This window comes from Paenibacillus sp. FSL H7-0716, assembly GCF_038002705.1.
Classification (GTDB): domain Bacteria; phylum Bacillota; class Bacilli; order Paenibacillales; family Paenibacillaceae; genus Paenibacillus_AQ; species Paenibacillus_AQ odorifer.
This window is the reverse complement of record NZ_JBBODA010000019.1, coordinates 17,983-35,950: the sequence shown is the minus strand read 5'-3', so window position 1 is coordinate 35,950 and position 17,968 is coordinate 17,983. Positions and strand designations below refer to the sequence as shown.

24 protein-coding genes are annotated in these 17,968 nt (G+C 45.0%); 5 read left to right on the top strand and 19 right to left on the bottom strand.

Features of this window, described 5'->3' with window-relative positions; genetic code table 11:
• Positions 1-40: 40 nt before the first annotated feature.
• The 8 genes from MHH60_RS21485 to MHH60_RS21450 form a co-directional block, all read right to left on the bottom strand.
• Positions 41-343, bottom strand: coding sequence for a HesB/IscA family protein (locus MHH60_RS21485; RefSeq protein WP_036689223.1), 303 nt, complete (start codon positions 341-343; stop codon positions 41-43).
• A 126-nt stretch (positions 344-469) separates the two neighbouring features.
• On the bottom strand, positions 470-721 hold the full coding sequence (locus tag MHH60_RS21480) for a hypothetical protein (RefSeq protein WP_036689222.1): 252 nt from the start codon (positions 719-721) through the stop codon (positions 470-472).
• A gap of 110 nt (positions 722-831) precedes the next feature.
• The gene (locus MHH60_RS21475) at positions 832-2,040 is read right to left on the bottom strand and encodes a M14 family metallopeptidase (RefSeq protein WP_076133651.1); all 1,209 of its coding nucleotides are present in this window, start codon (positions 2,038-2,040) and stop codon (positions 832-834) included.
• Between the two features lie 305 nt (positions 2,041-2,345).
• Entirely contained in the window at positions 2,346-3,152 is an 807-nt protein-coding gene (gene racE, locus MHH60_RS21470) for a glutamate racemase (RefSeq protein WP_036689641.1), read from the bottom strand.
• 255 nt (positions 3,153-3,407) lie between these two features.
• Entirely contained in the window at positions 3,408-3,896 is a 489-nt protein-coding gene (locus MHH60_RS21465; RefSeq protein ID WP_076133652.1) for a YtxH domain-containing protein, read from the bottom strand.
• 100 nt (positions 3,897-3,996) lie between these two features.
• The gene (locus MHH60_RS21460; RefSeq protein ID WP_038569796.1) at positions 3,997-4,662 is read right to left on the bottom strand and encodes a helix-turn-helix transcriptional regulator; all 666 of its coding nucleotides are present in this window, start codon (positions 4,660-4,662) and stop codon (positions 3,997-3,999) included.
• A gap of 58 nt (positions 4,663-4,720) precedes the next feature.
• Positions 4,721-5,161 carry a DUF86 domain-containing protein gene (locus MHH60_RS21455; RefSeq protein ID WP_076133653.1) on the bottom strand — a complete coding sequence of 147 codons (441 nt, stop codon included), beginning with the start codon at positions 5,159-5,161 and terminating at the stop codon, positions 4,721-4,723.
• Between the two features lie 207 nt (positions 5,162-5,368).
• The gene (locus MHH60_RS21450) at positions 5,369-5,656 is read right to left on the bottom strand and encodes a Dabb family protein (RefSeq protein WP_036689213.1); all 288 of its coding nucleotides are present in this window, start codon (positions 5,654-5,656) and stop codon (positions 5,369-5,371) included.
• 164 nt (positions 5,657-5,820) lie between these two features.
• On the opposite strand from MHH60_RS21450, the gene MHH60_RS21445 reads away from it, so the two are divergent.
• Both MHH60_RS21445 and MHH60_RS21440 read left to right on the top strand, forming a co-directional pair.
• Positions 5,821-6,405, top strand: a complete 585-nt coding sequence (locus MHH60_RS21445) for a helix-turn-helix domain-containing protein (RefSeq protein WP_076133654.1) — start codon at positions 5,821-5,823, stop codon at positions 6,403-6,405.
• Positions 6,406-6,556: 151 nt separating this feature from the next.
• Positions 6,557-7,360: an MBL fold metallo-hydrolase gene (locus MHH60_RS21440; RefSeq protein WP_076133655.1), complete on the top strand. Its 804-nt coding sequence runs from the start codon at positions 6,557-6,559 to the stop codon at positions 7,358-7,360.
• Between the two features lie 112 nt (positions 7,361-7,472).
• Here MHH60_RS21440 and MHH60_RS21435 read toward each other — a convergent pair whose 3' ends face one another.
• From MHH60_RS21435 to rpmG, 10 genes are all read right to left on the bottom strand, one after another.
• A complete protein-coding gene (locus MHH60_RS21435) occupies positions 7,473-8,108 on the bottom strand; it encodes a class I SAM-dependent methyltransferase (protein ID WP_076133656.1) in 636 nt (211 codons plus the stop codon).
• Between the two features lie 3 nt (positions 8,109-8,111).
• Entirely contained in the window at positions 8,112-8,477 is a 366-nt protein-coding gene (locus MHH60_RS21430) for a hypothetical protein (protein ID WP_076133657.1), read from the bottom strand.
• A gap of 16 nt (positions 8,478-8,493) precedes the next feature.
• Positions 8,494-9,264, bottom strand: a complete 771-nt coding sequence (locus MHH60_RS21425; protein ID WP_081388855.1) for a GNAT family N-acetyltransferase — start codon at positions 9,262-9,264, stop codon at positions 8,494-8,496.
• The gene (locus MHH60_RS21420) at positions 9,242-9,676 is read right to left on the bottom strand and encodes a DUF6157 family protein (protein ID WP_081383129.1); all 435 of its coding nucleotides are present in this window, start codon (positions 9,674-9,676) and stop codon (positions 9,242-9,244) included. Before MHH60_RS21420 ends, MHH60_RS21425 begins: the two co-directional genes overlap by 23 nt.
• A 149-nt stretch (positions 9,677-9,825) precedes the next feature.
• Positions 9,826-10,095 (bottom strand): 30S ribosomal protein S14, encoded by a 270-nt coding sequence (gene rpsN, locus MHH60_RS21415; protein ID WP_076133658.1) that lies wholly within the window; start codon positions 10,093-10,095, stop codon positions 9,826-9,828.
• Positions 10,096-10,122: 27 nt separating this feature from the next.
• A complete protein-coding gene (locus tag MHH60_RS21410) occupies positions 10,123-11,244 on the bottom strand; it encodes a metal ABC transporter substrate-binding protein (protein ID WP_076133659.1) in 1,122 nt (373 codons plus the stop codon).
• Entirely contained in the window at positions 11,234-12,100 is an 867-nt protein-coding gene (locus MHH60_RS21405; protein ID WP_076133660.1) for a metal ABC transporter permease, read from the bottom strand. Before MHH60_RS21405 ends, MHH60_RS21410 begins: the two co-directional genes overlap by 11 nt.
• The gene (locus tag MHH60_RS21400) at positions 12,046-12,753 is read right to left on the bottom strand and encodes a metal ABC transporter ATP-binding protein (protein WP_076133689.1); all 708 of its coding nucleotides are present in this window, start codon (positions 12,751-12,753) and stop codon (positions 12,046-12,048) included. The genes MHH60_RS21405 and MHH60_RS21400 overlap by 55 nt, the downstream gene beginning before the upstream one ends.
• Before the next feature lie 218 nt (positions 12,754-12,971).
• The gene (locus tag MHH60_RS21395) at positions 12,972-14,180 is read right to left on the bottom strand and encodes a GTP-binding protein (RefSeq protein WP_076133661.1); all 1,209 of its coding nucleotides are present in this window, start codon (positions 14,178-14,180) and stop codon (positions 12,972-12,974) included.
• Between the two features lie 48 nt (positions 14,181-14,228).
• On the bottom strand, positions 14,229-14,378 hold the full coding sequence (rpmG, locus tag MHH60_RS21390; RefSeq protein ID WP_076098468.1) for a 50S ribosomal protein L33: 150 nt from the start codon (positions 14,376-14,378) through the stop codon (positions 14,229-14,231).
• Between the two features lie 203 nt (positions 14,379-14,581).
• Between rpmG and MHH60_RS21385 the strand changes: the two genes are divergently transcribed.
• Genes MHH60_RS21385 through MHH60_RS21375 form a run of 3 tightly spaced genes read left to right on the top strand, consistent with a single transcriptional unit; the run spans position 14,582 to position 17,522 of the window.
• A complete protein-coding gene (locus MHH60_RS21385; RefSeq protein ID WP_036679372.1) occupies positions 14,582-15,610 on the top strand; it encodes a CobW family GTP-binding protein in 1,029 nt (342 codons plus the stop codon).
• The gene (locus MHH60_RS21380) at positions 15,607-16,596 is read left to right on the top strand and encodes a permease (protein ID WP_076133662.1); all 990 of its coding nucleotides are present in this window, start codon (positions 15,607-15,609) and stop codon (positions 16,594-16,596) included. The genes MHH60_RS21385 and MHH60_RS21380 overlap by 4 nt, the downstream gene beginning before the upstream one ends.
• 50 nt (positions 16,597-16,646) lie before the next feature.
• Positions 16,647-17,522, top strand: a complete 876-nt coding sequence (locus tag MHH60_RS21375) for a TIGR03943 family putative permease subunit (protein ID WP_076133663.1) — start codon at positions 16,647-16,649, stop codon at positions 17,520-17,522.
• On the opposite strand, the gene MHH60_RS21370 is transcribed toward MHH60_RS21375, so the two are convergent.
• Positions 17,515-17,910, bottom strand: a complete 396-nt coding sequence (locus tag MHH60_RS21370; RefSeq protein ID WP_076133690.1) for a NusG domain II-containing protein — start codon at positions 17,908-17,910, stop codon at positions 17,515-17,517. The genes MHH60_RS21375 and MHH60_RS21370 overlap by 8 nt on opposite strands.
• Positions 17,911-17,968 lie beyond the last annotated feature (58 nt).

Below are 17,968 nucleotides of genomic sequence, written 5' to 3'. Positions count from 1 at the left end.
GAGCAACCCTTCTTTGTGTTCGAAATTTACAGGCGAGTGTTTAGTGATCGCCGTGATTACCTTTAGAGGGATTCGTAATGACAAAACCTTCTTGTGGAAGATACAAATAATCAACGACCACGCCATCAAGGAGTGGTTGGCTCGGATCAAGAATAACATCGATTTCCTTATCTGTCGATACTACAACATCGTTCTCTTTAGGCGTGTCCAAATCCAGTCCGTAGTGAGCATGATCACCGTGTGCATGTGTAATTGCTACGCGCAGCTTCAACTCGCTGTTTCCTTCAAGCTCCATTTGTTTCTTTATCACTTTAGCCGCATTACGGGTAATTTTGACCTTCATCTATATTCCATCTCCTAGTCCGAAAATTAAATACTCAATTACTTATTTTAAAGGTAAATGATATCTAAAAGCAACTATATTGGCTAATTAGCTCTGAAGTTCTTGTCGAAAATGTGCGGTGTTACCCTATTCACCCTGCTGAAGGGTGGGATATTTCCGTCCCATTCGTGACACGAACCAGCCCATCAGCAGCATGGTCACTCCAATATCATCGATCGGAATAAATGGCATGAAGTCCGGCAAGACCCAATAGAGCAGTACTGGAATTGTAAATAACAGCTTGTCCCCCATTGCTACTTTAGGGGAGCGGATGTATTGCCAGGAGCTACTGAAGATATGGGACCATTGTTTTAGTGACAGTATTTTTTTCAGTTTCATGGTGACCCTCCTCCCAAATAAAAAGGATACAGCCGCGGATAACGTGTAGTGACGACAGCGGCCATACCCTATGGTTTATTTTACGCAAGTTTACTGCAAATGTTTCATAATTATTTCACATTGGAAAGGAGCGTTGCCAATATAAGTCCTGTTTCCAGGGCCATATCTTCAAAATCTGCTAGTGGCAGCGGATTTTTGCCAATCCCAAGCTCCACAGTAAATCCAGGTTTGCGGAAGGTCTGAATAAACCAATCCTTATATCCGGCATCACTTCCAGTCAGCTCCACTGCCCGGTAACTGCTCGCAACTGCCAGCTGCGCGGCTAATTCGCGACTCTCGGGAGGCTCATACCCGCGGTAGTTCCAATAAATCTCTCCTCCTTGGCTATGCAGAGACACTGCAGCTTCGCCAGGCGCTTTCTCAGCCAGGGCTGCCAGAGCAGCTGCTTCAGGCTCACTCAGCGGCTCAGGGCCGCTGTAATCCCGCGGTGAGGGCTGCTTTACTCCCCGACGTTCCCGCTCCTCTTCCCAATGAGCGGGAAATTGATCCCCAAGATCCACACCGCGGATGTTAGCTTTCCAATTCCGGAAGCTGCTTCGTCCACCATTCCATTTCATGAGGTCATCATAAAACGGATGGTCAGGCAAAACCCCTTCCTGAACCAGCTCCACGCCATCTGGATTAGCCATAGGCACAACCCATAATGTCCAGTTTTGGAACCAAACCTCAGGGTTGTGTCCATTCCATTCCAAGCCTTCAGCATAAGCTGCTGCATACTCCTCTATGAAGGACATCAAGCATGGCGAAGTCAGCCATTCATTGGCATGTAAAGCGGCGTTAACATGCAGATGACGAGTGCCGTTCCCGATCTTGAGTACATGGAGTGGCTTGCCGAGTACGCTCGTGCCTATTGTGGCTGCTTGTATAAACGGGTATTGGACAAGCAAGCTGGCAATGTCGCTCTCAACATCAGACGGACCATACTCCCCGCGCAGAAACACCACGCGGTCTGGAATCGGGGGTGGAATGACAAGTATTTTTCCAGGTGTACAGCAGCGCCCTGAGGTCACACCAGGGTTAAGCTTCTCCAAATCCTCTAAATTCACATTAAATAATGAGATTATCCGTTCTGGAGTGTCCCCTTCCTGCACAGCATACCTTTTACGCGGCGAAGATGGCAGAAATAAAACCTGGCCTGGGTATAAATAAGATTGTCTCCCAACCCATGGATTACCTTGAATAACATGCTCAGGAGTTAATCCATGTAGAGCGGCAATTCGGCTTACGGTATCTCCCCTGTTTGCAATATATTGTCGCATTAGGTCTCATCCTCTCGGCCTTAAATTGCTGATACAGCAATACAAAAACAGCGGCATACAGCACTTAACTCTATTGTATGCAAGCGCCACTACCCGGCATGAAGGAGAAATGAATCACAAGAAAAAACAACGTCATCGCCCTTTATAGATGGCTACCATTTCTCATGAAAATAAGGATATTACAGTTCCACAGCATATAAATGCTTATATTTCAAAAAAACAGACCGGGAAATGTGCTTTCCCAGTCTGTTTTTCTTTTACACTCCCATAGAGTTTGTCCCTATTCAATTCAACATTGCTCCTGCTTATAACGTGGATACTTGCCACACTACTGGAGTACGTCTAATTTGTTCTCCAAGCCAGTCTCGCGCGATGCTTTGAAACATCTCAGCATCACCGCTGCAGAAGAACTGATGAATTGGACTTTCATCGCCAATGGACAGCTTGCCTTTGTCATATAAAATTGTGCTGATCTCACGAGCGGTCTCATCTGCAGAACTGATCAACTTGACTCCCGATCCCATAGTCTCACCAATGGGTTCTACAAGAAATGGATAATGAGTGCATCCTAAAATTAAAGTATCGATGTTAGTGTCTTTAATGCCTTCTAGTGCCTCTTCTACGATATCGTAACTTTTCTCTGAGCGGAACTTGCCTTGCTCGACAAGTGGGACAAGCGCTGGACAGGCTTGACTTACAACCTCAACAAAAGGGGACAATTGCTTTAATGCGTTAGTATAAGCTCCGCTGTTGATGGTTCCTACCGTACCGATCACGCCGACATGTCCGCTTTTGGTTGCGCTAATTGCTGCGCGGGCTCCGGGATGAATCACCCCAATTACAGGGATGGAGACCTTCGCTGAGATATAATCGAGTGCCGCAGCTGTTGCGGTATTACAAGCGATAACGATCATTTTAGGATTAAACTGGATCAAATAATCTACAATTTGTTCAGTAAACAGTTGTACTTCCTCGGTCGAACGGGGTCCGTACGGAGCTCGGGCAGTATCTCCGAAATAAATGATCTTCTCCCGCGGGAGTTGCCTCATCACTTCTTTGACAACTGTTAACCCTCCCACACCTGAGTCTAATATTGCTATAGCTTGCTGCACGAACACACCGCTTCCTTCTACTTGTTTTGTGTAGCTTATGTAAGGTGAAAACAAAATGTACCTGGCTTTCAGCCCCAATTGCAGATATTACTCCTTTTGCCCTCTTAGTTCAAGACTAGTCTTCTTCCATCATTTAACAAGCGGTTGCAAACTAATTAAAAAAGCCACCCTCCGCCCAATGCGAAAAAGCGGCTCTATTATAAGAGAATGAGTACTCTTTTACCACTGAAACAGAGGATTTAAACCACGGTCCCATTATAGAATTTCTTTATCAACCTTGTCATCTTGAACGACTTCTTCAAGGCTAACTTCTTCGCTTACATCTTCACTAATAGTGGCCTCAACCAACTCAGTTTCCACTTCCAAAGTGGCAGCAGCCTCTTCAACAGCTTCAACAGCTTCTACAGCGTCAACTGCTTCTACAGCATCTTCTGTAGCAATACCGCTTACAGTTACTGTGATTTTTTCTTCTTCATCAACAGCATTCGCACATGATTTGCTCCATTCCCGAACTTCATGCACTACATGCCCAATCGAATCTTTTGCTTTGTCATAAATCTCAATGCTCTTGTCTCCGGCTTGAACGGCAATTTCTTGAACCTTCTCAATACCAGCGGCAGTTCCTTCCGCAATATCCTTGCGCAGCTCTTTACCTGGTTTAGGTGCGAACAGCAGTGCTGTTACCGATCCAACCACACTGCCGACTAAAGCGCCCCATAATAAGCCTTTGGTGTCCTTCTTCATCGTTTCATCTCTCCTTTAAATTCATTGCTCCCCGCTCTACCGGGCTAATGCCTATATCTGCTATATCATAAGCAGCAGGGGATTGTCTTGTGACTAATTATTATAACTTTTCAGAAGTTTTGTCTGTAACATTTTTGGGTACGATAGCGTAGCGGCAGCAATGGCCGCCCTCTGCCATACATTCATTACGTGTTACCTTAGCATCCAGCAGTTCTTCGAAAAGACTATGCTCACATTGGCAAGCCTTACGATACTGGGTAGCCACTTGGCGAATCGGGCAATTGTACTCCCTTATGACATATGAGCCATCCTCTTCGCGGTTCCATTCTGCCATATATCCACCGGCATTTTGGATGGAAGATAATTCGGCGACGCGTTCTTCCAAATTCCGCCGTTCCATCATCGGAGCATACTGAGCGAGCATCCGGCGGCGGCGTCCTTCAAATAATGTATTAACAGCATCCAGTCCACTGCCGTAATCCAATTCACGCAGAAGCTCCAAAGCCAAGTTGTGATAACTTTTTGGAAAATATTCTTCGGCTCTCTCCGTTAATGAGTACATATGTAAAGGCCGCCCCATCGCTTGCCGGACCACTTTTGTCTTTGCAAGCCCTTCTTGCTCCAGCTGAAGCACATGACGACGGACACCCATCTCTGTAATTCCCAATTCTTCTGCCAGCGCGCCGATGGTCAGTGTTCCTTTCGTCTTCAGGAGCGTCATAATCATTTGTCTTGTCGATCCGTTTTCCTGCCCCATCTTCATCATAAAGGAACCCCTCTCTTTCACGGCTATCGCCTATTCTATGTGATTCTATCCTATGCTATTATAGCGGTACACTGGCTCCAAGCTCCTGGTCCAAATATTTCCGTACCTCAACGGCAAACTGCTCAAGTACTTCCGAAAGAATGGGGGTAAGTGGATGCAGATCACCTCTCTCCCAGGCATAATAATCCTGAACAAGTGGCTTACGCAGAGCAACTAATTCTATCAATCTCTCATAAATCTCACTTTGACCTAGCACTTTCTCTTCATGAATAATAGAAATTATATCCTCATAACTTCCAGCATCACGCATAATAAACCCGTCAATGAGACAGCTACCAACGTCTGTTACAACCTCTATTGCCAGATGGAGGCAGCGTTCTTGTATTAGTCCGGTTAGTGTTGTACCCTCCCAGGAAGCTGCTACAGTCCGAAGACCAGCGGTAATATCAGGGATTTGAGCAAGAATGGTTTCGATTTGATTGCGGTTGACATAATACACAACAATACCCCCATGTCGATAATAGTTAGAGAATCGTCCTAATCTCTACTTACCGCGTTTGCCACGGCGTTTCAGCCAGAAGAACATTACGAAACATGCTCCGAGAAAAACGACTAAATAAGTTAACGCTTCCATTGGATACTCAAGCTCACGCATTCCTGTCACCGCTTCCGGTATAAAATGATGATACTATATTCAAGCAGCAGCTTAAATTTCGTAATCTACAGCAATTGAGAGCTCTTTGACTTCATTAATGTGAGCAATAACCTCTTTATGAGCCGGGTGAACCTGATACGCCTGTAAATCCTCTAGAGAAGCCACTTCTGTGACTAGAGCAATATCAAAGGAACGATCGGAATGAATGATGTCAGCACCCACTTCGATGGAGAGAAGCTGCGGGATCTTGCCTTCCATATTACGCAGTACCGCTACCGTTGCTGCTACGCTTTCTTCGGACCGATCTTTTAATTTGAAAAACACAATATGTTTGATCATTCTATATCGCTCCCTAATGTAATATTGTAATTAGATATTAAAAATATATCATAAGCGTAGCTGTTCTGAAAGAAACTTAAACGGTGTTGTCAGAAATAGCAGCATTAACCATTGCCGATATACCAGAAAGTGTTGTAGTATATTTTTAAAAAATCGGAGGAATTATGCCTAATAACCAACAAGAAACTCATAATATCCAGGCGTGGTCTCTGATCAATCGCAAATACCTTGGACAAGGCGTTCGAGTCAAAAGATTTCGCCGTCCAAAGCGCAGCCAGATTAGAAACCGTGTGCTGCTTGCTGTATTGATGGCTAAGGATATCAAGCTGTCACGACTCGCAGAAGAGCTTGGTATATCCTCACGCAGTGTAAGCGCTTGGGTATACGAAGGTCGTATCCCTTCCAACAATAACATTGACAAGACCTGCCGCCTATTGGGGTACCCACCCCACATTCTGTTCAATGAAGCATTAATTCGTCAAAGCCCTATTGTATGTCAGCCTACACCCTCACGTTTTATGAGAAGAAGTATTACCAGTTCACCGCGCAGCAATGTTATCCTGACCGGACTTTGTATGGTTTACGATTTCTCAGTAACGGATGTAAGTATCTGGATAGGCGTCCATCCTGGAACATTTAGAAAATGGCTCCACAACAGCCATCTGCCGACCCCTGCTCTGCAGGAAAAAGCCGAAGCTTTCTTTCGGATTCCACGCCATATTCTATTTGCAGACTGCGGAACGCTCTAATACAATCCTCTCACAAAACACGTCTAACACAGCCCTTCTTCAAGAAATCATGAGAAGGGTTATTTGCCATACCTTTTTTTCTTAAAAAGAGGTCATACTACTGTGTGTAAATATATTGTGTAGTACTAAAGAACGGGTCAGGAGGCGCAAGATGAAACTTAACGGAATACTGTCAAAAGGCTATACCGATACTTGGAAAGTGGCCCCTGGTGTCATTGGACTTCGCACTATGTTTGTAAATGTCGCATTAATTGGCCAGCCCTCTTCGGATTGGGTTCTTGTAGATACTGGTCTTAGCTCATATACAGGCAATATTATTGATTTTGCTACGGAGCATTATGATAAACCTCCGGTGGCAATTATCCTGACGCATGGGCATTTTGACCATATTGGAGGTGTAAAAAGGCTTGTTGAGGAATGGAATGTGCCTGTATATGCTCATCCGTTAGAACTACCTTTTCTGACAGGTAAAGAAGACTACCCTCCAGCCGATCCGGCCGTAGGCGGCGGGCTTATGAGCATGATTTCCCCTTTATTTTCACATCATGGCATTGACCTTGGTTCAGCCGTTCATCCCTTGCCGGAAGACAGGACTGTCCCTGGTGCGAAGGGCTGGGAATGGATCCATACCCCTGGACATAGTCCTGGACATATCTCCCTGTTCAGGCCTGAGGATAGAGTGCTGATCGCAGGTGATACGTTCCTTACGGTCAAACAGGAATCCGTATTTGCAGTGGCTACGCAGCATCAGGTGGTGCATGGCCCACCCTCTTATTTCACGACAGACTGGGAAGCTGCTGAGAAATCGGTCCGTACCCTCGCCTTGCTGAATCCACATCATGTTCTTTCGGGACATGGAGTACCTATGGAAGGTGAGGAGCTGTCCACCCAGCTTGCTCATTTATGCAAAAATTTCAAAGAAATGGCGCTCCCGGGTCAAGGTAAATTTGTGTAAATAAGGTATTCCTGATCATCGAGCAGAGGTCTAGGGAAAAAGTCCCTATAATTCACTTGATATAGCCGCTTCTACGGATATTCAACGAATTTATAGGGAGTTCCTCCCTATATTATTTGCTAAGTGCAGATTTACGTGCGACTATATATCTCAGTATGTATTGATGGTTTTTTCCAAGCGGCCCACATAAAGTCTCCACACATGAGCCAGTCGAAATTATTTTCGAACCTGCAAAATGTTGTCTTAAATCTTCATCACTAAAAAAATGGGCGTATTTTCCCTCTTTGTATTCGTAGGTTCCCGGTTCCAAAAGTGTTCCACAGCCGTTGTTCGCATCCTCATCGGAAAAGCTGGTAAAATAGAGCAAGCCATCCGGCCGCAGCTGTTCCAGACAATTAGCTACGAGCCTGCGGCGATCCTCTTCGAGAAATAAATGCAATACGTCATAGCAGTAGACAGCATCAACCTGTACTTCAGAAATAGGATCTAATACGGAACCTGAGATAAAATGGCTCTTGGGGTCCCATTCTGCCGCCATCTTTAACGCGTCCTCGCTCAACTCAATGCCTAAGGTCTTAAACTCATCTGAGAACACCTTCGTATTTCTTCCGTATCCCGCACCCGGGACTAAAACTGATTTCACGTTATGTTGCCGGAATATATCCCTTGCTGCCTGAGCTGTAGGACTAGGTTCACTCCCCCAGATCATACCTTCCTGAGCAAATCTTCGATTCCAGTATTCGGACATAGATTAGACCTTCTTTTTAAATTTATTCGCTAATTTCATCGCAAGGAACTGAGGGATCAGGTTCAGCATACTAAAAAATATAAACGACCCTGTAGGTCCAAGTGGTTTGAAAAAAGCCCCGTCCCAACCGCCTTCCCCTGACAAGTTGCTAATAAAATAATAAGAGACAAATGCAGAAGCGATATTCCCAATGACTATAGCAATTATATTATTAGACCATTTTCCCAAAAAAGCTATTAGCGATGTTATGACGATCATCATTAAATAACCAACCATTGAACCATGATTGAAATCTTTATCCATCGCGAAATATACAAATGGAAAACAGTACACAATAATGATCAGGAGATTCAATCCTAATTTTCTCACTGCATCCCCTCCTCAGCTAGTATTTCACTCTATACCAATACTGATAAATCTCCTTAAAACCCAGCTTGTCATACAAAGCTGAAGCCCCCGCATTCGCTTGCACAACTTGCAGAAAGGAAGTTGTTGCTCCCTTTGCTCTACCCCAATTAAGCAACGCTAGCAGCAGCTGTTCCGCCATTCCCTTTCTACGATGAGCAGGGGAAGTGACAATATCATACAGACCCAAGTACCCGTTCTGAATCACACCAAGACCACAGGCGGCAGGAACACCCTGATTAAACAACAGGACATAACCCTGCTGCAAATGTGATGCAGACAACATTCTAGTTAAGGTTTCACGGTTCTTATCAGACAACCCGGTAAGCTCACTGAAGGCGTGCAGCCACTCTTCAGTTAAACTCTCCTGTATCTGAACCGTATAACGCAGATCGGGGCTCGCTAAGCCCCCCAGATCAAGAAGCCTTACAGATGAAGGCTCGGCAATTGTATAGCCACGCTCTGCAAGAATCTCATCAAGCTTTGCCGGCTGGATGTAGGGGGTTATTTTGAACACGGACTGTAGTCCAGCATGCTCATAATACCGCTCCGCAAGCTTGATTTGTTCTGCGAGTTCAACCTGAGAGCTGTCAGCCCCGTATAATGGATTGACCGAATTGGCCCTTTTTGTATAACCAGCTGCCGAACGTAGAATCCAGCCCTGCAGGAGAACACTTTGCTCCGCCGGCCAAGTATTAAGTGTGATTTCTTCTATGAATTTATACAGCTTAATCCGCTCCTTTTGAAGCACGTTTATTACGCATCGCAGGCAGTAATTTCACAGCTCCCTCCCCTTGGGAGGTAAAATAGTCATATTCGGGAGACTCTTTGCCATAGAGAGCTATCTTCCCCTCACCGTTATAATGAACACCCCAACCAAAACGCTTTGGCAGCAGTGAAGCCCTTAGACAAGGATGATTTTTGGAAAATAGTTCGTTCCATATTTCTTCCTTACGGGCCAAACGTTCTTCCTGTGGAATTTGTTTATGGCGCACATGAACCTCGTACAGAAGTTCTTCATGATTGTATTTGTAGGGCTCATTAATTAACAGTTCATATTGAATCACATGTGCAGGCGGGAGCGTTCGGCAAGACATCGGAGGAACTCCTATTTCCTCAGGGCAGTCCTCTGCTACACGAATAAAAGTATCGGTATAGCTCATTTGCATCACCTCCATCTTAAATAGAAATATATTCCTTCTATGATAAATCATTTTCCTATTCTAAGCATAGCCGAATTTTCTAAAGCCCATGATGGATGAACAGCAAAAACGGCCAATCCTCTAAACTACGGAGGATTGGCCGTTCTCATTTACCAACTCGACTTGGTAATACCCGGAATCTGACCTTTATGCGCCAATTCGCGGAAAACAATTCGGGAAACATTAAATTTCCGCAAATAGCCTCGAGGTCTGCCAGACACTTTGCATCTATTTTTTTGACGAGTTGCGGAGGAATCACGTGGCAGCTTTTGCAAAGCCATATAGTCCCCTTGTTCCTTTAGTTCTTTTCTTTTAACAGCGTATTTGGCGACTAGTGCTTGTCTCATCAATTCTTTCACAACTTTAGATTTCTTGGCCATAGTTCGTTCTCCTTCCATCCTTTAAATCTACTCGTTCAATGCACTCTTCAAGGCTTCCAGGTTCTGACGCATGATTCCTAAATAGTCCAGGTTTTGACTGCGATCTTCCTCTGTTAATCCTTCAATTGGGTTTAGAACGGCTGCTTTGGCACCAATCTCTTTTGCTATTGTGTCTGCCACACTGGAGGATACAAGTGTCTCGAAGAAAATCGTCTTCACTTTATGCTCTTTCGCAAACTCCACAATCTTACTCATATTTGCGGCAGAAGGCTCCTGCTCCGGAGATAGTCCGGCAATCGGGACCTGAGTTAATCCATACTGCTTGGCAAGGTATCCAAAAGCCGCATGCTGAGTGATAAAATCCTTGCGTTTAGTATCCTTAAGACCGTCCTTAAATTCTTGATCCAGTTGCTCCAGCTTAGCTACATAAGCATCTGCATTTGTCTTAAAATCCTCGGCATGTTCAGGCGAGGCAGCAGCTAAAGCTGCTTCAATGTTACGCACTTCTTGAATGGCTAGTGCAGGATTGAGCCACACATGCGGATCTAATCCACCGTGATCATGCGAATGCTCTTCATGAGCATGTTCCCCTTCTTCATGAGCATGTTCTCCTTCTTCATGCACATGCTCTCCTTCTTCATGAGCATGTTCTCCTTCTTCATGAGCATGTTCTCCTTCTTCATGCACATGCTCTCCTTCTTCATGGTGGTGGTCAGCTTCTTCCTCTTCCGTGCCTTCCATGATGTCCAGACCCTTGCTCGCTTCTACAGTAATTAACGGAGTACCAGATACACTTTCCAGCACCTGATCTACCCAGCCTTCCATTCCTGCGCCATTATAGATCAGCATATCCGCATCTGAGATTTCTGCCATATCTTGTGCAGTCGGTTCCCAATCATGGGGTTCGATTCCTGCCGGTATGAGTGCTTCCACGTCCGCCAGATCTCCTGCCACATTTTTGGTAAACTCGTAAATTGGATAGAAACTTACTTTAATATTTAATTTAGATGACTCCGGAAGGGCTGTAGCTTCTGCGGCTCCAGAAGCATTCGTAGTAGTAGAAGAATTAACAGCATTATTACCGCATCCGGCGGCAATAAGTAACGCGGACAGGGACAAAATGGCTAAATGATGGATTCTAAATTTCATTGAGAGGTGTAACTCCTTTTCTGGAAATAGTTTTATGAATTCGCCGACGATTTCTTAGTCGGATCAGCTTCTGTACCAAAATTGCGATTAATAAAAACGATAGCAGTATAAGAGCAATCGTCCCACCAGGCGGTGTATTGATGTAATACGAGGCACTTAGGCCACTAAAAACGCCGAGTAACCCTACGCCGATTGAGATCAATATAGCTGTCGTAAAACCAGACGCTATACGCAAAGCAATCGAAGCTGGCAAAACAATAAGCGCTGAGACTAACAGCACTCCAACAACTGGCATCGCAGCAGCTACTGTCATTCCAGTTAGTACAGCAAACGAAAATGATAACCAGCCCACATGAACTCCACTGATACTAGCGGTCTCTTCATCAAAGGTCAGATTATATAAGGATCTGCGTAACACAATAAAATAGATCAGACCGATTACAGCAACCACAGCGATAATCTTTAATTGAGTGTCGCTGACCGCAACGATGGAACCAAACAGATAGGAACTGAAGCTTTTACTTAAATTCTGCTTTAAGCTCATAAGTACAACCGCCAATGCTAATCCAGAGGTCATAATAATAGCTACCGGAAGCTCACTATATGTACGATAAGAACGTCGAAGCTGTTCGATGACAATACCACCGAGAATCGCCACCATGAAACCACTTAGTGCCGGATTAAGCTGTAGTATTGAGCCTAGTGCCACTCCTGCAAGCGAAACATGAGAGAGGGTATCCGCCATTAGGACCTGACGGCGAAGCATGAGATATACTCCGAGCAGCGGACCGATAATGCCAATTAAACCACCGGCCCAAAATGCACGTTGCATGAATTCGTAACTAAACATTGCCAACCCTCATTCTCCTTTCGTTCCAGGCTGATCAACGTATCCAGATAGGAGCTGGTCTCTTCCAGGCCATGCGTCACCATGATTACGGTCCGGCCGTGTTCACTGACATCATGGCGCATCAGCTTATAGAACCCAATGCGACTGTCCAGATCCATCCCCGTAGTAGGTTCATCGAGAACCAATATCTGCGGCTGTTGTGCCAATGCTCGAGCGATGCAAATCCGCTGCTTCTGGCCGCCTGACAGTTCTCCTATCTTCCGGTCTCGCAAATGCCACATATCCACCTGCTTTAAACTTCGCTCGACGATCTCATCATGCTCAGGTGTAAAGCGTCTAAATAATCCCAGCCTTGGATAACAACCCGAGCGAACCAGTTCGATCACTTTACTTGGGAACCCTGCGTTAAAAGAAGCTACCTGCTGTGGAACATAGCCGATAACCATCTTTCCGTTATCTGATAACTCTTTATTCAACTGAACCGTTCCACTCCATGGACGAAGCAGGCCGAGCATTAGCTTCAGCAGGGTGGTTTTAGCAGCACCATTGGGTCCCGTTATACCAATAAACTGTCCGGTATGAATATCTAATGAAATATCATCAAGAACAGGTTCATCCCCATACCCGAACACTACATTCCGCATGGATGATAGGATCATCATGCCTCGCCTCCCTTCTGACTGTTGTTATGTCCACCTCAGATTAAATCGTAAGTTTTACGATTTAACAAATCTGATGATATCGTAATCATTACGATTTGTAAACCCAAAACTAAAAATTAATCGTAATAATAACTATTAGGCCTCTTTTGCATACAACAAAAATCCGGAATCCCACCTTCTGGATTCCGGATTTCCACCGTTAATTTACTAAGTATCTATTCCTCAGCAGCCGCAAGGAGTTCTTCAACAGGCCACGGAAGTGGATTGTTAAACTTTGTCCAATCCTGCTTCAGCTCCTCCGCTGTCAGCAGACATCTGTCCAATCTGGCTTCGAGTTGTGCCTGATCTATATTTACACCGATAAATACGACTTCATTTATTCTATCGCCCCACTGCTCGTCCCATTTCGCCCGCAGCTCAGGTTCGTTTTCCAGCACCTCCAGCTGCTGATCCTTAGGCATTGTAGCCAACCAGTAACCAGCAGGACCGAACTGAATGGAAGGTCCTGCCTGACTTATAGTAGCTGCAAGATCGCCTTTTGCCGCTACCCATACCACCCCTTTTGCCCGAACGACCTCTTCCGGCCAGTTGCTAAAGAAAAAACTTAATCTTTGCGGGTGGAACGGTGTTCTCCGGCGATAGACGAAAGAAGAAATCCCGTATTCCTCCGTCTCAGGGGTATGGGTTTCTTTATTCAGCTCCGCGATCCAACCAGAGGATAAGCTTGTTTTCTCAAAATCAAACAATCCGGTATTAAGAATCTCCTTCGGATCTACTACGCCGTTAATTGTACGGATCAGCTTAGCAGACGGCTGGAGTTTACGCAGCACAGCTTCAAGCTTGTTGAGTTCATCTTCTTTCAACAGATCGCACTTATTAAGCAGCAAGACATCACAAGTTTCGATCTGATCAATAAGCAGATCCACAATATCGCGGAAATCCCCTTCGCCAGCCGTTTGGTTGCGGTCCATCAGACTATCACCTGAGGAGAAGTCATGCCAGAAACGCCCAGCATCCACAACAGTCACCATCGTGTCTAATTGAGCCAGCGAAGTCAGATCAATATCCAACTCGGGATTGGCATAGGTAAAGGTCTGTGCCACTGGTACAGGTTCGCTAATGCCTGAGGATTCAATCAGGATGTAATCAAATCGCCCTTCCGCAGCCAGTTTTTGTACTTCGACAATCAAATCATCACGAAGTGTACAACAGATGCAACCATTGGACATCTCAACCAATTTCTCTTCAGTTCTAGAAAGCGTATTTCCGGACTTCACCAGATTCGCATCCACATTCACTTCACTCATGTCATTTACAATAACAGCTACTTTAAGCCCGTCACGGTTGTGCAAAATATGATTCAGCAGCGTTGTTTTCCCAGAGCCCAAATATCCACTGAGCACGGTAACAGGGAGCTTTTTCATCTATACCACTCCTATCGTTTATAAAATCAAGATTAAAAGCCTCCGCCCTTAACGGGTTTCGCGATGTAAGGTTACTCTTTTTAGGCGTGGACAATATTTTTTCATTTCCATACGCCCTGGATGATTTCGTTTATTCTTGGTAGTGGTATAGTTGCGATCTCCTGTCTCCGTACATGCCAAAGTAATGATTACTCTCATCGTTTCCATCTCCTTTTGATTAAATCGTAATAATTACGATTAACACATCGTACACGGTTTATTCACAATCTGTCAACTATGATCTTGTAAAAATTTCAACTCTCTTAATTTTGTGGTCTTTCTGGTGGACAAATTACGTATAGATGGAATTATAAAAAATATGATTCTTGTAATTCCTAGAGAATCAGGCAGGAGTGGAGATCATGAAGATACCAGTAATTATTTTGAGTGGGTTTCTGGGGAGCGGGAAGACAACTCTGCTGTTGTCCCTGCTGAAAGAGAGCAAGGTAAGAGGGCTGAATCCAGGAGTAGTAATGAATGAACTGGGCAAACGAGATGTGGACGGGTATATTTTGCAAGAGCATACCGGTACAGCTGTAACTAAACTGCTGGACGGATGCGTATGTTGTAGTCGCAAAGAGGATTTGGCAGATAGCCTGATGGTGCTGCTGAGAGGACGTCCAGATGCCATTTATATGGAGTTGACCGGCGTCGCCGATCCTGAAGAAATCGCCAAAACGCTGCAGGAAACCCCTCTACAGGATCTGGTGGAGCTGCACTATACTATCACTCTGTTAGATGCGGAAAATGCTCTGGAATATAACAGCAGACTCTCCTCTGACAAACAGCTCGTTCGAACCCTGCGTAAGCAGCTCTCCACAGCTGATCTTATTGTCGTTAATAAAAGTGATCTCGTAGAACCGGAAACCTTATGGCGAATTGAAAAAGGAGTTCGTAAACAAAATACGGAGGCTGAAATTGTGTACACCCATTACAGTGAAATCAACCTCTCTCCGATATTGTCAGGAATTATCCCACGTAAAATCATAGCTCCGGCTCCACAACGAGCGCCTCAAACCTTCAAAGGAGCATCACTGAAACAAATGCATTCAGAGCATGGGGGAACCGCTGTAAAAGAGCTGCATGAGGAGCAGCATGCTTCTTTCTCGCAGGTAACAGCCATCACGTTAACCATTCCGCAGGTAAGGACAACCATGCCTTCTAAAGAACGCCTAGAGGCCTTCTTCCAAGAATGGGGTGACAACCTATTACGTGCCAAGGGGCATATTCTTTTGTCCGAACAGGAGCCGGTTCAGCTTGTTCAATATGCGGGGATGCGTACTACCTGGGAAGCCTCTCGTTATCCTGGTATGCCTTATGTGGTGTTCATCGGGATGAATATAGATGAAGAACAGCTGGCAGATCGGTGGTCCGCCTTATTCGAGTTTTGACTACCTTTTCACCATTAAAAATACTGCCGTTGCTCCTCCCGATCTCGTTCCTGATTATCATTGGTTTTGTATGGCTGCCGAATCATCTGGAGCTGCTGGATAATGCGTACATCGACACCTTCAAAACCGCTTTTATCGGCATATTACTGGAAGCCTTGCCGTTTGTATTAGCAGGAGCATTGTTATCTTCACTGCTTCGCGTCTTTATCCCGGATGAAATGATTTCCCGGTGGATTCCGCGGCGACCTCTTCCGGCCATTCTGTTCGCATGTCTGCTCGGAATTATTTTTCCGGTCTGCGAATGTGGAATGATCCCGCTCGTCCGCCGGCTTATCCATAAAGGTATGCCTGTTTACGTGGCTATCGTGTTTATTTTGTCCGGACCGATCCTAAATCCTGTTGTCTATGGGGCAACCATGACAGCATTTCGCAGCCACTCGGAGCTGGCCTATGCCCGTATGGGTCTGGCTTTTGCTGTAGCCTGTCTCATAGGCTTGATAATCTACGCAACGGTCAAAAAATCTCCCATCCGCCTAAATGTTCAGCGTGAAACGGGGGAAGCTCATCAGAATAATTCTCGTGGGGGAAAAATAGCCGCTGTTTTCGTCCATACCTCAGATGAGTTTTTTGAGATGGGAAAATATTTAATGATCGGCTGCTTATTAACCGCTGGCATTCAGACATTTATGGTTCAAGACAGTCTGGCTGCGATCGGAGCTAAACCGCTGGGTTCATATTTTTTCATGATGGGACTAGCATTTGTACTTTCGCTCTGCTCCACCTCAGATGCCTTTGTAGCTTCCACCTTCGTACATTCTTTTCCATCGGGGGCTCTGCTCGCTTTTATGGTATTCGGACCCATGCTGGATTTCAAAAATTCATTGATGTTGCTCTCACTGTTTAAGACCAAATTCGCTCTTTATTTGTTCTTTCTGATCTTCGCAAGCGTGTTTATTGGGGCGGTATTCATGTCCTTGTGGATGTAATTCATAGAAATGGTAAGCTGTTGCTTACAACATGGGTAGGAGGATAGAGCATGAATGACTCTCGTAGCATCCGGTTTCACTATTTGTTAAGGGCGGTCATTCTGCTCGCTTTCGCCCTCTATATCGGGCATCTGGTACAGCAGGACGCTTTGCATTATTATGTAGCTCCTAAACTGGCACGCTGGGTTCAATTATGCCCAATCCCGCTAACACTTATGGCGCTCAGTCTGGCCGTACAGGCTTTATTTGGCAAAGGCAGTGTTCTCTGTGACTGCGAGCATCGGCTCCCACATTCTTTTTTCAAAAGTACAGCGCTATATGGATTATTCCTTTTTCCACTGCTGCTTGGATTTCTTCTTCCGGATCGCGCTTTAGGAAGTATGGCTGCCGCTAAAAAAGGAATCTCCCTATCCTCCTTGCCCACTGAAGCTAAAAATTCCGCGAGATTCGAGTCCATTGATCCTTACCATGAGGAGCTTACTGAGCTGGCCAAGATCCTTTATGCACAACCTGTGGTCCCAGTTTATTCAGCGATTTTCTCCGAAACTTTAGGTGCGCTTGACCTGTACAAACAACAATTTGCAGGCAAAGAAATTACTATTTCCGGCTTTTTATATCGTGATCAAGGTGAACATTCAGAGAATTCTTTTGCCATAGGTAGATTTCTGGTCCAATGCTGTACTGCCGATGCTACACCTTTTGGGATATTAGTGGATTCGGGCACACTAAAAAGCCCGCCTACCGATACCTGGATAGAGGTCCGGGGCAAGCTTCAAGTTGTTCCCTATAAAGGTCAAGAAATTATGCAAATTAGTGCAGAGTCTATTACACCTGTCAAACAACCCGCAACACCTTACATCTACACCAGTCCTGACTCTATCACCGCATGGAAGGAGCTAGAAGGCTCAACTAAGATTACTAAATAATCGCATCTAGCTCATCCTCATCATGCTCAGACATATTAGGATTAAATACTTCTACCATAATACGAGCTGGAATACAGATAATTTGCTGTTTGGGTCTTGAGATGAACCCCATTTCCAAAGCAATTCTTAAGGGAGCATCAGAATAGGTCATTTGGATTCCATAATCAAACACCTTTAGCGTATTGTGGCCGAATTTCGTTTGAATATCTATAATTTGTTCTTCTTTAGTCAAAGAAACGGTTTTGTACTCTTTACCGTCCACCGTAATTATAGCTTTCAAATCCCCTTGCTGATATTGCTCATTGCTGCTGTCCCACCACTTCATGCCATAAATCAAGCCCGCAGCTAACAAGGCTATCACAATAATTAAAATATCCCCGCGCTTCATTGTTAACAAGGTAAGAATCCTTTCATGACAAATAATATACGTAATGATTACGATTAAT